This is a genomic window from Shinella sp. GW821-FHT10F02, from assembly GCF_058809275.1.
The window spans coordinates 571,461-584,950 of the sequence record NZ_JBXASL010000002.1 but is presented as its reverse complement, the minus strand read 5'-3'; the positions used below and the strand labels follow the sequence as shown (position 1 = coordinate 584,950).

At 64.2% G+C, this 13,490-nt stretch carries 11 protein-coding genes; 8 read left to right on the top strand and 3 right to left on the bottom strand.

Annotated features, from left to right (window positions below):
- Positions 1 to 7 precede the first annotated feature (7 nt).
- The gene (locus AC1RWL_RS08565) at positions 8 to 775 is read right to left on the bottom strand and encodes a FadR/GntR family transcriptional regulator (RefSeq protein ID WP_439615900.1); all 768 of its coding nucleotides are present in this window, start codon (positions 773 to 775) and stop codon (positions 8 to 10) included.
- A 187-nt stretch (positions 776 to 962) separates the two neighbouring features.
- Between AC1RWL_RS08565 and AC1RWL_RS08560 the strand changes: the two genes are divergently transcribed.
- The 3 genes from AC1RWL_RS08560 (at position 963) to araH (ending at position 4,492) form a co-directional block, all read left to right on the top strand.
- Entirely contained in the window at positions 963 to 1,946 is a 984-nt protein-coding gene (locus tag AC1RWL_RS08560; protein ID WP_493094268.1) for an arabinose ABC transporter substrate-binding protein, read from the top strand.
- 66 nt (positions 1,947 to 2,012) lie between these two features.
- Positions 2,013 to 3,545 carry an L-arabinose ABC transporter ATP-binding protein AraG gene (gene araG / locus AC1RWL_RS08555; RefSeq protein WP_493094267.1) on the top strand — a complete coding sequence of 511 codons (1,533 nt, stop codon included), beginning with the start codon at positions 2,013 to 2,015 and terminating at the stop codon, positions 3,543 to 3,545.
- Positions 3,542 to 4,492, top strand: coding sequence for an L-arabinose ABC transporter permease AraH (gene araH, locus AC1RWL_RS08550; protein WP_435265919.1), 951 nt, complete (start codon positions 3,542 to 3,544; stop codon positions 4,490 to 4,492). Before araG ends, araH begins: the two co-directional genes overlap by 4 nt.
- On the opposite strand, the gene AC1RWL_RS08545 is transcribed toward araH, so the two are convergent.
- The gene (locus AC1RWL_RS08545; protein WP_493094266.1) at positions 4,489 to 5,163 is read right to left on the bottom strand and encodes a TetR/AcrR family transcriptional regulator; all 675 of its coding nucleotides are present in this window, start codon (positions 5,161 to 5,163) and stop codon (positions 4,489 to 4,491) included. The genes araH and AC1RWL_RS08545 overlap by 4 nt on opposite strands.
- A gap of 65 nt (positions 5,164 to 5,228) precedes the next feature.
- A complete protein-coding gene (locus tag AC1RWL_RS08540; protein ID WP_493094265.1) occupies positions 5,229 to 6,656 on the bottom strand; it encodes an amidase in 1,428 nt (475 codons plus the stop codon).
- A gap of 276 nt (positions 6,657 to 6,932) precedes the next feature.
- On the opposite strand from AC1RWL_RS08540, the gene AC1RWL_RS08535 reads away from it, so the two are divergent.
- From AC1RWL_RS08535 to AC1RWL_RS08515, 5 genes are all read left to right on the top strand, one after another.
- Positions 6,933 to 7,130 (top strand): hypothetical protein, encoded by a 198-nt coding sequence (locus tag AC1RWL_RS08535; RefSeq protein ID WP_435265916.1) that lies wholly within the window; start codon positions 6,933 to 6,935, stop codon positions 7,128 to 7,130.
- Positions 7,127 to 8,797 carry a heparinase II/III domain-containing protein gene (locus AC1RWL_RS08530; RefSeq protein WP_493094264.1) on the top strand — a complete coding sequence of 557 codons (1,671 nt, stop codon included), beginning with the start codon at positions 7,127 to 7,129 and terminating at the stop codon, positions 8,795 to 8,797. The genes AC1RWL_RS08535 and AC1RWL_RS08530 overlap by 4 nt, the downstream gene beginning before the upstream one ends.
- 124 nt (positions 8,798 to 8,921) lie before the next feature.
- Positions 8,922 to 9,362, top strand: a complete 441-nt coding sequence (locus tag AC1RWL_RS08525; RefSeq protein WP_439615894.1) for a hypothetical protein — start codon at positions 8,922 to 8,924, stop codon at positions 9,360 to 9,362.
- Positions 9,359 to 11,575, top strand: a complete 2,217-nt coding sequence (locus AC1RWL_RS08520) for a glycosyltransferase (RefSeq protein ID WP_493094263.1) — start codon at positions 9,359 to 9,361, stop codon at positions 11,573 to 11,575. The genes AC1RWL_RS08525 and AC1RWL_RS08520 overlap by 4 nt, the downstream gene beginning before the upstream one ends.
- A gap of 7 nt (positions 11,576 to 11,582) precedes the next feature.
- Positions 11,583 to 13,451 carry a methyltransferase domain-containing protein gene (locus AC1RWL_RS08515; RefSeq protein WP_493094262.1) on the top strand — a complete coding sequence of 623 codons (1,869 nt, stop codon included), beginning with the start codon at positions 11,583 to 11,585 and terminating at the stop codon, positions 13,449 to 13,451.
- Positions 13,452 to 13,490: the final 39 nt, after the last annotated feature.

Here is a 13,490-nt window from a genome sequence, read left to right as displayed (position 1 = left end):
GACGCGGTCATTCGCCGGCGGGCGGATGTTTCCGGATGGCGAGCGCCAGGTCGCGCGCGGCAAGGTCGAGCATGCGGTGCGAGCAGTCGCGCGCCGCCGCCTTGTCGCGCATGCGCAACGCCTCGACGAGCTGCTTGTGGATTTCGACGGCTTCGCCGCGTGCATCCACCGCCTCGTTGGAGGCATAGAGCGAGAACTCCAGCGCCGCGCGGATGATGCTCGCGAGCTGCATAAAGACCTGGTTGTGGCTGGCCTTCAGCAGGCCGGCATGGAAGGCGACGTCGGCCTCGGTGAAGCGTGCGACGTCGCCCTCGGCGTCGCGCATCTGTTCCCAAGCCCGCTCGATCTCGGCCACTTCCTGAACCGTCGCGCGTTCGGCGGCGAATTCGGCAGCGAAGGGTTCGATGGCACGGCGTGCGTCGAGCACGCATTTCAACAGGTCGAGTTCGAAGATGCGCGGCCCGATCCATTCCAGCACCTGCTGGTCGAGGATGTTCCACTCTTCCTTGGCGCAAACCACGGTGCCCACCCGCGAACGCCCGCGCACCAAACCCTTGGATTCGAGGATCTTCAGCGATTCGCGGATGACCGTGCGGCTGACGCCGTAGCGCAGGCACAGTTCGTTTTCCGTCGGCAGGAAGCCGCCGACCGGAAAGACGTCGGCGCAGATATCCGAGGCGATCGCCCGCGTAATGTTTTTCTGCACGCGCGGGCGGCGCACCGGCGCCTCGCCTTCGGGCGCGCTCACGCGTTCATCCTGTTCCTGCACAGCCATTCTCCACCCCATTCCGTCCGCGATGCATATCCCGTTTCCCGCCCGAAGGCGACGACCGGATTCGCGTCATCCCGACACTACTATCATACACTGATATTTAATTCATCATACAAACGCAATTGACGAATATGATGAAAGACATTACACCAAAGCCCACTGCAAGCGCAGTTAATTTGGGAGAGAGACAATGGGCTTTATCAAAGCAGCCATCCTGGCTGGCACCGTCGCCGTGTTCACCGCGACCTCCGCCTTCGCCGCCGACGTGAAGATCGGCTTCATCGTGAAGCAGCCGGAAGAGCCGTGGTTCCAGGACGAATGGAAGTTCGCCGACGAGGCCGCCAAGGAGAAGGGTTTCACCCTCGTCAAGATCGGCGCGGAAGACGGCGAGAAGGTTCAGTCGGCCATCGACAATCTCGGCGCACAGGGCGCGCAGGGCTTCATCGTCTGCACGCCGGACGTAAAGCTCGGCCCCGGCATCGTCGCCAAGGCGGCCGCCAACGACCTCAAGCTGATGACCGTCGACGACCGCCTGGTCAATGCCGATGGCAGCCCGATCGAGGACGTGCCGCATATGGGCATCTCGGCCACCAAGATCGGCGAGGCCGTCGGCCAGACCATCGTCGGGGAAATCAAGAAACGCGGCTGGGACATGAAGGACGTCGGCGCGATCCGCGTTTCCTACGACCAGCTGCCGACCGCCGTCGACCGCGTCGATGGCGCCCTCTCCGTGCTGAAGGCCGCCGGCTTCCCGGAAGCCAACATTTTTGACGCCCCGCAGGCGAAGACCGATACGGAAGCGGCGCTCAACGCCTCGACCGTCGTGCTCAACAAGAATGCCGGCATCAAGCACTGGGTCGCCGTCGGCCTTAATGACGAAGCCGTGCTCGGCGCGGTGCGCGCAACCGAAAGCGTAGGCATTGCCGCCGACAGCATGATCGGCGTGGGCATCGGCGGCGCGGATTCGGCGATCAACGAGTTCAAGAAGCCTTCTGCCACCGGCTTCTTCGGTACCGTGATCATCTCGCCGAAGCGTCACGGCTACGAGACCGCGCTCAACATGTATGAGTGGATCGCCAACGGCAAGGAGCCGGAAAAGCTGATCCTGACGGCCGGCCAGGTCGCGCTGCGCGACAATTACGAGACGGTTCGCAAGGACCTCGGCATCGAATAATCATCCTCCCAAGGTGATGTCATCCCGGCGGCGTGCTGCCGCCGGGCCTCTTTTCGGGGTGGAGAGATGCAGGACTTTCTTGAATTCAAGGCGATATCCAAGGGATATCCCGGCGTGCAGGCGCTCGCCGACGTTTCCTTCTCGGTGAAGAAGGGCGCGGTGCACGGCCTTATGGGCGAAAACGGCGCGGGCAAATCGACCCTCATCCGCGTGCTCTCGGGCGATCAATCCGCCGATACCGGCGAGATCCGGATCGACGGCCAGTTGCAGCACTACCGCTCGGTGCGTGATGCCTTCGATGCGGGCGTCATCGTCATCCACCAGGAACTCCAACTCGTGCCCGAGCTGACGGTTGCCGAAAACCTCTGGCTCGGCCGCTTTCCCGGCAAGGCCGGCGTGATCGACCGCTCGCGCCTCGTCGGCGTGGTGAAGGAGAAGCTCGCGGAAATCGGCATCGACATCGATCCGGCCGCCAAGGTGGCTTCTCTCTCGATCGGCGAACGCCAGATGGTCGAGATCGCCAAGGCCGTGATGGCCGATGCGCGCGTCATCGCGCTCGACGAGCCGACCTCCTCGCTCTCGTCCCGCGAAAGCGAAATCCTCTTCACGCTCATCGATCGCCTGCGGGCGCAGGGCAAGGTCATCCTTTACGTCTCCCACCGTCTCGACGAGATCTTTCGCCTCTGCGACAGCCTCACGGTGCTGCGCGACGGCAAGCTTGCAGCGCACCATCCAGAGATCGTCCAGATCACGCGCGAGCAGATCATCGCCGAAATGGTCGGCCGCGAGATTTCCAACATCTGGGGTTTTCGCCCGCGCGAGCGCGGTGCCGTGCGGCTGGAGGTTAAGGACCTTGCCGGCCGCAAGCTGCGCACGCCGATCAGCTTTTCCGTGCGCCAGGGTGAAATCCTCGGCTTCTTCGGCCTGATCGGCGCCGGACGCAGCGAGATGGCGCGTCTGGTCTATGGCGCCGACAGCCGCTCGCAGGGCACCGTCAGCGTCGATGGCGCTACCGTCACGCCTGACAGCCCGCCGCAGTCGATCCGCTCCGGCATCGTGCTCTGCCCGGAAGACCGCAAATTCGACGGCATTGTGCAGGGGCGCAATATCGAGGAGAACATGGCGATCTCCTCGCGCCGCCATTTTTCGCCCTTCGGCATCTTGCAGCCGAAGAAGGAGGCGGAGCTGGCCGACCGTTTCATCGCGAAACTGCGCGTGCGCACGCCCTCCCGGAAACAGGAGATCGTCAACCTCTCCGGCGGCAACCAGCAGAAGGTTATCCTCGGCCGCTGGCTGTCCGAGCAGGGCGTAAAGGTCCTCATCATCGACGAGCCGACGCGCGGCATCGATGTCGGCGCCAAGTCGGAAATCTACGAAATCCTCTATGAACTCGCCGGCCAGGGCATGGCGATCGTCGTCATCTCCAGCGAATTGCCGGAGGTGATGGGCATCACCGACCGCATCCTGGTCATGTGCCAGGGCCGGGTCGCCGCCGATATCGAGCGCGCCGATTTCGATGAGCGCCGCATCCTCGCCGCCGCCCTTCCCGATGTGGCGAATGCCAGCGAACTCCCCAACCAGCAGGTCCAGTCACGATGACGTCTCTGAAAAAACTCCTCCTCGGCGAACAGGGTCTGGTCGTCATCTTCGCCATTGCCTTCGCCATCGTGGCGCTGACGGTTCCGAACTTCCTGACCGAGCGCAACATGCTCGGCCTCTTACAATCGGTCGTCACCATTGGCATCGTCGCTTGCACGATGATGTTCTGCCTCGCGTCGCGCGATTTCGACCTCTCGGTCGGCTCCACCGTCGCCTTTTCCGGCATGGTGGCCGTCATGGCCTCGAACGCCTCGGGTTCGATCATCATCGGCCTCCTCGCAGCGCTGCTGTGCGGCGGCGCCGTCGGCCTCGTCAATGGGGTGGTGATCGCCCGCTTCCGCATCAACGCGTTGATCACGACGCTCGCCACGATGCAGATCGTGCGCGGCCTGGCGCTGATCGCGTCCGATGGCCGCGCCGTCGGCATCAACGATCCGGGTTTCTACCAGCTCGCTTTGTCAAAGTTCCTCGGCATCCCGACGCCGATCTGGGTGATGGCCGTGTTCTTCATCATCTTCGGCTTCGTGCTGAACCGCACGGTCTTCGGCAAGAACACGCTGGCGATCGGCGGCAATCCGGAAGCCTCGCGCCTGGCCGGCGTCAACGTCTCCAACATGCGCATCTGGATCTTCGCGCTTCAGGGTCTCGTCTGCGCTGTGGCCGGCGTACTGCTCGCCTCGCGCATCACCTCGGGCCAGCCGAATGCCGCGACCGGCCTTGAGCTCTCGGTCATCTCGGCCTGCGTGCTCGGCGGCGTGTCGCTGGCCGGCGGGCGGGCGGCGATGACGGGCGTCATCGTCGGTGTGCTCATCATGGGCATTGCCGAAAACGTCATGAACCTGCTCAACATCCAGGCCTTCTACCAATATGTCGTGCGCGGCCTGATCCTGCTGCTCGCCGTGCTGCTCGACAACCTGCGCTCGGCCGCTGCGGGACGGCGGACCTAGCCCGGAAGCGGAAAGCTGCCGGGAAAGGCCTCGCGCAGCAGCGTCATGGCTGTCTTTTGCAGAGCGTCGGAGCGGACCTGGTCGGGATTGAACGTGTCCCAGTACCAGGCGCCCTGCACGAGATAGTTGAGGCCTTCGGCGAGTGTCTCCGTATCGACGCCCGCATGGCCGCCCTCGCGGGCGACCTCAACTAGCAGCGCGCGGGTTTCGGCGAGGTAGGCGTGGTCGTTGGGCAGGCTGATCTGGCGGTCGAGCTGGAGGGTCTGCCGGTCGCTGCCGAACAGCACCCAGACGGAAACCCAGTCCGGATGCCGGCTGCGAAAATACCGCGCGCAATCCAGTGCCGCGACGATGCGCCCCGCCGCCGAAAGATCCGGCCGGCGCACGGTCTCCTGCCAGAGGTGGGCGAACTGGTCGTTGAGATATTCCAGCACAGCGCGAAAAAGCTTTTCCTTCGTGCCGAAATGGAAGACGACCAGCGCATTGGACGAGCCGATCTCGCCGGCAATGCGCTGCATGGTGACCGCGGCCATGCCATCCTCCGCGATCAGGCGGATGGTCGTGTCGATAATGCGCTGGGCGCTCGCCTGCCCGCGCAGGTGACGGCGATCGGCCTTGCCGGCCTTGGTGATCGGCGCATCGTCGGCGGGGGCGGCTTTGGGTGTCTTCACTGCAAGGGTCTCGGATTGCCGGACGGTCCGTCGCCTTATCGGACGACGGACAGCCTGGGTCAACGTTACAAGGCCGGACGGCTCGCCGCATCGCGATACCAGCCGCCCTGTGCTTCCTCGAAGGCGATCCCGGCGCGGAAAACGTCGGCGTCGCAATAGGTGCGGCCGACGATCTGGATGCCGGTCGGCACGCCGTTGCCGGCATGGCCCGTGGGCACGGACAGAACGGGGCAGCGGCTCATCATGTTGAAGGGCGTCGTCATCGCCCAGCCGAGCATGGGATGCACCACCTTGCCATTGATCTCGACCGTATCCTTGGACTGGTCGAAATCGGCCGGCACCGCGGGTAGCGCATTGGTCGGGCAGACGAGCACGTCATAGCGCTCCAGCAGCGGCCCCAGCGTCTGGTACATCTCGCCGATCACCTCCAGGGTTGCGACAAAATCCGTCGACCTGGAGACCCGGCCCCGTTCGGCGAACTGCCGCGCATAGGTCGTCATCTCGTCGCCATGCGCGTCGAGCAGTTTCGAGACGTAGCCTCCAAAGAGGTGTTGCAGGTAGCCGATGCCGGCATCGAGCACATTCTGCTTCCAGCCGAGGTCGGCCTCCTCGACCGTCGCGCCGAGCGAGCGGAAGACGTCGAGGGCGGCCAGCGTGTTCTTCTGCACATCCGGATCGACCTCGAAGAAACCGAGATCCATGGAAAAGGCGATCTTCCAGCCCTTGATGGGCTTGTATTCCAGCGGCAGGCGCAGTTTCGGCCGTAGCGTCGTGATATCGTGCGGGCTCGGGCCGCTCATCACGTTCTGCAGCAGGATCGCATCCTTGACCGTGCGGGCCATCGGGCCGGTGTGGCAGAAGAAATCCAGGTTGAACGGTGGGTCGTCCGGGTTGCGGCCATAGGGCGGCTTGTAGCCGACGACGCCGCAGGCGGCGGCCGGAATGCGGATCGAGCCGCCGATATCGGAGCCGGTCGCCAGCGAAGACGTGCCCGCCGCAAGTGAAGCCCCGGCACCGCCGGAAGAGCCGCCGCAGGTGAAATCCGGGTTCCAGGGATTGCGCGTGACGCCCCACAGCCGCGACCAGGTGGCGCCGGAGCAGCAGAATTCCGGGGTCGCCGTGCGCGCATGCACGATGCCGCCGGCCGCCAGGATGCGCGCATTCATCGTCGAAGTACGCGTGCTGACATGGTCCTTGTGGATCAGCGAGCCCATGGAGCTCGGCTTGCCCTCGATCTCGCTCTCGTCCTTGATGCCGACCGGCAGCCCCTCCAGCACGCCGGTGCGCGCACCCCGCGCATATTTCGCCTCCGCCTTGCGCGCGAGATCCATCGCTTCGTCGAAATGGGTATAGGTCAGCGCATTGATCGGCGCCTTCACCGCTTCCGCCCGGCGGATCGTTGCAGCCATCAGGTCGACGGGGGAAAGCTCGCGGCTCTTGAAGCGGCGGAGCGCTTCGTGGGCGGGCAGGTAGCAGAGATCGAGATCGCTCATGGGTCCTCCGGTGTGAAATCCTGTCGGCCGCGCGGCTCCTCTCCGTCAGTCGATTGCGCAAAATAGAAAACAAACTGAATACTTAGTCAAATAGTTTTTGCACGACGGTCGACCTTTCTCCAACCTCAAAATCCCGCGCAGGCGCCCCGGCCATGTCGGCCATATGAAACTTCAGAGAAAACAAGGACCCCACCCCGTTTTGGGCAATCCGGATATTGACTTTACTTGGCAGGTCGCATTCCATGAAGATCAGCTAAACCTGAGTGGGGCAGGGTCATGACCAAATTTGTTGCCGCAAAATGGACTTCACTCGCGGCCATGTTGTCAGCGTCTCTCTTCTTGAGCGGCTGCGAAACAACCGCTGGCAAGCCGACGGTCACCACCGTCAAGTGCAAACAAGGCCCCTGTAAAGTGGTGAAGAAGAAGACTGCCCGCGAAGTGGCAACGACGACCCGCGGCCGTAGCAATTATTGATCCTTTCTCTCGATCCGGCGCGAATCCGGCTATCGGCGCGGTCTTCCAGTGCCGGTAAACGATACGCTGCGGCTGTTCTACAGGCTGCCAGCGATATCCAGAATGCTTCTTTACTCGAGCTAGAGCGGGAAGACGGGCGGGACGTCATCCTGCCGACCAGCCGCAAGCTGATCGACCGCTTCGCGACGCTGGCCATCGCCGATTGCCTGACCGGCGGCAGTACTCATCGCAGGCGCGCGATCCGCGAAATCCTGAATGCCGCGGCGTTTCAGAGCTGGAATCCCGCCCATTTCCTCGACACTGCCGAAATGACGACGGGCGTGGCGCTCGGTCTTCTCTGGACCCGCCCCCTCCTCTCGCGCACCGAGCGCGACACGCTGGCGATGGCAATCGTCGAAAAAGGGCTTTCCCCCGGCCTTGCGGCAGCCGCGGCCGGTGCGCCCTGGATGACGGCGGAAAACAACTGGAACATCGTGTGCTGTGCCGGGATGATCGCCGGTGCAGCCGCGCTGGAGGGCGACGAGAAGGAAGTCCGAGACGCCGCACTCGGCTGCTTCGTGCCGGCAATCGACCACGGCTTGCGTGCTTTTGGGGCGGATGGCGGTTACACGGAAGGCCCGGACTATTGGGAATATGCCGTGCGCTACGCCGTGCTGGCCCAGGCATTCATGAAGGATCTAGGCATCGGCCCAGATGCACACCAATCACTCCTCAGCACCTGGCGCTACGGACGCGATCTCACCGGTCCGAGCGGCCGGGTGTTCAACTTTGGCGATGCAACGGAAGAGCCGCGCCGTTCGCCGGTGCTCGGCTGGCTCGCCAACCGCACGGGCGAGCCGGAAGCCATGGCCTGGCAGCATGCCGCTCCCGGAGACCCGCATCCCTTCGATCTTCTCTGGTGCGCGCCCGACATCGAGGCGACGACCACGGGCGACGGACCCGTTGCGTATGAACCGGCGGGCATCGCGGTGCTGCGCAAGGGCACCACCTGGCTGGCGCTCAAGGGCGGGCGCAACGATGTCAACCACGCCCATCTCGACCTCGGTACTTTCGTGCTGGAAATGGCAGGCCAGCGTTTTGCCGGCGAACTCGGCCGGGAAAACTATGCCCTGCCCGGCTATTTCGACCGGGAGCGGCGGTTCGGCTATTTTCGCACGCAGACCGCCGCCCATAACACGCTGCTGATCGATGGCGCAGAGCAATCGATCGACGCCTACGCAACTCTCCTCGGCACCGGACAAGAGGGCGAAAACCGCTTTGTGGCCTACCAGATTTTTGACGGGGAGCGGCGCTCGGTCTGGCGCCGGGGCGCCGCGCTGGCGGATGGCGGCGCAGTCTTCATCGTCGACGAACTGGAGGCGGGCGAAAGTCTGGCAACCTGGCAGGTCTATACTCAAGCCGTGGTCTCCCTTGATGGTCCCCGCGTCCAACTCGCCTTGGGGGATGTGATGGCGGAGGCAAAAATTCTGGAACCGGCAGGGCTCGTCTGGTCGTTTGAAAGGGCTCCTTCCCCCGCGGGAGAGAGCAGCAACGCCGCCTTCGGACGCTTGTTCTTTGACGTGCCGGCGTTAGTGGAGGCGCAATCCATAACCGTGAGCTTCGCCCTCACCGGTGAAGCCGGAACATGGAAACCAGCGGCGATCGCCCGCTGGCCGCTCAGCACCTGACCGCCGTCTCACCCCGCTATTTCCACCCGTATCGTGCAGACTTCGTTTGACTCCGCCAAATCCCGGCAATAGCCTTGATTCATCGGCGCTTTCCGGCCTGTCCGGGGATCGAGGAGGAGGCGGAATGGGGATTTTCGGCTGGTTGCCGCGGCGCGGCCCAAAGCCTGCAACACCGGAGGCCGAGCCGGAGCCGACCCTCGCAATCTATGCCTCCCAGCCCGCGCTCAGCGCCATCATCGTCACCCTTATCGGCGTCGATGCCGCGCAGGTCGACGAGATCATCGACGTGACGAACCAACGCTTCGGCAGCCGGCACAAGATCGTTTATCTCACCGACAGCCTCGACTTCATGCACTTCCGCAACCGCGGTGCGATCTTCGAATACCTGCCCTCGGCGCTCGAACAGAAGCTGCATGCCGCCGAGATTTCGTGGAATGCCTATCTCGCCAAGCGCTGGCAACTGCTCGTTTCGAAATGGCAGCCGGTGCATGTCGTCAGCTATGGGCAGAACATCGATGCCTTCCTCGCCGCCGCCCCGCGCATGACGGCCCGGAACGAGCGATGAGTGCAACGCTCGACATCCTCTTTGTCGCCGACGTGCGCTTCGAGGGAGGGACATCGACTGCGCTCGCCGTCGAGATCCGGGCGGCGGCTCGGGCGGGCCTCCGGACGGGGCTTCTTGCCATCAAAGGCCCCCTGCTCGGCCTGCCCTTTCCCATGCATCCCGATTTGCGAAAGCTGATCGACGACGGGCTGACGGAGCGCATCGACCCCGACATGCAGCTCACGGCCCGCCTGACGCTGATCCACCACCCGACGATCGTCGAAAACCGCCCGACGCGACGGCTGTCGATCACCACCGACAAGCTGCTGATCGTGCTGCACCACCCGATGTATGACGGCAACGGCCGCCGGCAATACGACCTGGACCGCGTCATCGCGCATGCCAGCGATGCCTTTGGCGCCGATGTGCATCTCGCCCCCGTCAGCGCCATCGTGCGCGACAGCCTGCCGCGCCTGCTGCCGCCCTATGCGCATATGCTGGAGGAGGATTGGGGCAACCTCATAGAACTCGACGACTGGCCGGCAAAACCGGTCCGCCCGCCCGCCTACCCCGTCGTGATCGGCCGCCATTCGCGCCCCGACCCCCTGAAATGGCCGACCGCGGAAGATGCGCTCCTCGCCTATCCGGCCGACGGCAGCCGTTTTCGCGTGCGGGCGCTCGGCGCCGATGCGTATCTTGCGGAAAAATATGGCACGCTTCCCACCAATTGGGAGCTGATCCCCTTCGCCTGGGATGGCGTTCCAGATTTCCTCGGCACGCTCGATTTCTACGTCTATTTCCACGATCCCGCCTGGTCGGAGGCTTTTGGACGCACGATCCTTGAAGCGTTGGCGACCGGCCTCGTCGTGATCCTTCCCCCGCATTTCGCGGTACTCTTCGCAAAAGCCGCCGTCTATGCGGAACCGGCCGAAGTCGAAAGCGTCATCGCGCGTTTCGTGGCCGATCCGGCGCTTTACCGGTCCCAATGCGAGCAGGCCCGCCGTTTCGTCGAAAACAATTACGATGCGGCGATCTATAGTGATCGCGTCGCGCGCATCATGGGTGCCGAAACAACATTCCCGGCTGCTGACGGGCTTTTTCCGCCCCTTCCGCAGCGCAACGTGCTTTTCGCCTCCAGCAACGGCATCGGCGTCGGCCATCTCACCCAGCAGCTGGCGATCGCCCAGCGCCTGCCACCGGATTTGACGCCGGTCTTCGCGACCATGTCCTATTCCATGAAGGCGGCCGTGCAGCACGGCTACCAGGCGCATTTCCTGCCGCATCACCGCATTCTCGAAGCAGACCCGGAGGACTGGAACACCTGCCTCGCCGAAGAACTGTTCGAGCTCGTCGCCCATCTGCGCCCGACGGTCTTCGCCTATGACGCGACGGCCGTCTTCGAGGGTGTGACGCGGGCGCTCGACATGTTTCCGGATATTTTCAAGATCTGGGTCCGCCGCCCGCTCTGGCAGGAATCACACCGCGTCTTCCTCGAATTCTCCGACAGTTTCGATGCCGTCATCGAGCCGGGCGAACTGGCGGAGACCTTTGACCATGGCCCGACGGCCGCCTGCCGCAAGGAGGTTTTCCTCGTGCCGCCGGTTCTGCATCTTGATCCGTCGGAGCGCATGTCGCGCGAAAGTGCGCGTGCCGCGCTCGGCATCCCCGATGGCATAACGGTCGTGGCATTCCAGCTCGGAGCGGGCGCCAATTTCGACGTCAAGGACCTGCGCGCAGCGCTTCTCGCCGAGGTGCTCAGGCGTCCCGATACGATCGCGCTGGAAATCCAGTCGCCGATCACGCCGAATGCCGCTGGCCTCGAAATTCTCGGCGAGCGGCATCGCACGGTCGAACTCTTCCCGAGCTTCCGCTTCAGCCGGGCCTTCGACGCGGCGATCTCGGCCGCGGGCTACAACACGTTCCACGAACAGGTGCTGGGCTCAATTCCAACGCTCTTCGTGCCCAACGAGGGCGACGAGATGGACCTTCAGGCAAACCGCGCCCGCTGGGCTGAACTCACAGGCCGCGGCTGGATGATGCGCCGCGACTACGATCTCGGTTTTGCCGCCCAGCATGTCGAGCGCCTGCTGGATCCGGTGGAACGCGCGGCCGTCATTCGCCGTTGTCAGTCGATCGTGTGGAAGAACGGCGCCGTGGACATCGCCCGCTACGTAGAGGATCACGCGCGCATGCTGCGCACCGATTGGGACATAACGAAGCTCGGCAGCATATGAGGATGTGGTGACCCCACCAGCCTGCAACATCTGTGGCAGTTCGGCCTTCGGGGATACCTATGGCAAGGCGGGCAGTGCCTTCATTCGCCGGAATGTGCGCTGCGAGGGCTGCGGCTCGCTGGAGCGCCACCGGCTGATCTTCGAAGTGCTGCGCATGCGCGGCCTGCTGTCTGGAAACCGCCGTGTCCTGCATCTGGCACCCGAAGAATGCCTCGCCACCATCCTGCGCAACCGCTTCGGCGGCAACTATCTCTGCGGCGATCTCGATCCGGGCCAGTTCTCGTTCCCCGTCACGCGCATCGACCTGTGCAGGGACCTCGACCGCTTCGCCCCCGGTTCCTTCGATATCGTGCTACACAATCATGTGCTGGAGCATGTGGCCTGCGATTACAAGGCAGTAGCTGCGCGCCTGGACGGCCTTCTGAAGCCCGGCGGCCTGCATATCTTCAGCGTGCCCTTCCTCGAAGGCGGCTTTCGCGAGGCGCTGGACGAGCGGACGGACGATTACCGCACCGACCATTTTGGCCAATGGGATCATATGCGGATCTTCTCGCCGGAGGATTTCTTACAGACCCTCGGATCGGCCCTGTCGGTGCCGGAAGATTACGACGCGACCCACCTCGTTCCGGCCGAACGGCTCCTCGCCATCAACGTGCCGGAAGACGCCTGGCGCGGCTTCAACAACAATTCCGTCTTACTGCTCGAAAAGCGGCAGCCGGAGGATGCAGTTGCTGCCTCCCCGGCCACGCACCTTGCAGCCTCCGCGCCCTCTCCCCATCGCCCGGATGCGGTGCTGTTCGTCTCGGCCAACGGCATCGGCCAGGGTCATCTCACGCGCCAGCTCGCGGTCGCCCGGCGCCTGAAGCACCGCCCGGCCGCCTTTCTGACGATGAGCTATAGCGCGGGGATCGTGCGTGACATGGGGTTTCCGGTGCATTTCGTTCCGCACCACGCGCTTTCGGGCGAGGAGCCTGGCGCCTGGAACGCGCGGCTCGCTGCGGAAATCGAGCTGCTGCTCGACGCCTACCACGTCACGACCCTGATCTACGACGTCAACTTTGTCTTCGACGGCATCATCGAGGTGCTGCGCAACAATGCGAAGCTCCAGGTGGTCTGGATCCGGCGCGCCATGTGGCCGAGCCACCATGCAAGCTACATCGGCGCCGGCGTGCATTTCCCCATCATCATCGAGCCGGATGATTATGCCGCAGCCCTCGATGCGGGGCCGACCACGACCGATCGCACGAAGACCACGCTCGTGCCGCCGATGTTGCTGATCGACCCCTCGGAGCGCCTGGAGCGTGGCGTCGCCCGTGAGGCGCTCGGCCTGCCGCAGGAGGGCTTCGTCGTCCTCGTCGATCTCTCTCGCTCCTCCAATCCGGATCTCACGCATCTGCATGGACGGCTGCTCGATGACCTGCTGGCGAGGCCGGACATCCACATCGTGGAGCTGAAATCGCCGCTCACCGGAAACGTCGCGCCACGCCACCCGACGCGCCACCGTCTGGTCACCCTCCATCCCGCCTATTCCCATAGCCGCGCCTTCGACGCCGCGATCGTGCGGGCGGGATACAACACCTTCCACGAGCACATTGCCGGCGGCATCCCCACCCTGTTCGTGCCGGACGAAAGCCCGGACATGGACCGCCAGGTCGATCGCGCCCGCTGGGCGCAAGAGCGTGGCGCCGCCTTGATGCACCGCCTCGGCGATGGCGAAGCCGGGCTTTCCGCCGCCATCGACAGATTGCTGTCGGCCGACGCGCGGGCCGCACTGACGGCCGCCTGCGCCGCCATCACCGGCGCACGCTGGCAAAACGGCGCAGACGTGCTCGCTGGCATGCTGGAAGGCCGCTTCGATAGCGGGGATATAGAATAATGCGCCGACGCATCCCGTCTTGCTCAATATCAGGCTGCG

What these genes read in the sequence shown, in the direction of transcription:
- AC1RWL_RS08540 (WP_493094265.1), bottom strand. Translation starts at nt 6,656, where the DNA reads ATGAGCGATCTCGATCTCTGCTACCTGCCCGCCCACGAAGCGCTCCGC.
- araH (WP_435265919.1), top strand. Translation starts at nt 3,542, where the DNA reads ATGACGTCTCTGAAAAAACTCCTCCTCGGCGAACAGGGTCTGGTCGTC.
- AC1RWL_RS08565 (WP_439615900.1), bottom strand. Translation starts at nt 775, where the DNA reads ATGGCTGTGCAGGAACAGGATGAACGCGTGAGCGCGCCCGAAGGCGAG.
- AC1RWL_RS08560 (WP_493094268.1), top strand. Translation starts at nt 963, where the DNA reads ATGGGCTTTATCAAAGCAGCCATCCTGGCTGGCACCGTCGCCGTGTTC.
- araG (WP_493094267.1), top strand. Translation starts at nt 2,013, where the DNA reads ATGCAGGACTTTCTTGAATTCAAGGCGATATCCAAGGGATATCCCGGC.
- AC1RWL_RS08525 (WP_439615894.1), top strand. Translation starts at nt 8,922, where the DNA reads ATGGGGATTTTCGGCTGGTTGCCGCGGCGCGGCCCAAAGCCTGCAACA.
- AC1RWL_RS08535 (WP_435265916.1), top strand. Translation starts at nt 6,933, where the DNA reads ATGACCAAATTTGTTGCCGCAAAATGGACTTCACTCGCGGCCATGTTG.
- AC1RWL_RS08520 (WP_493094263.1), top strand. Translation starts at nt 9,359, where the DNA reads ATGAGTGCAACGCTCGACATCCTCTTTGTCGCCGACGTGCGCTTCGAG.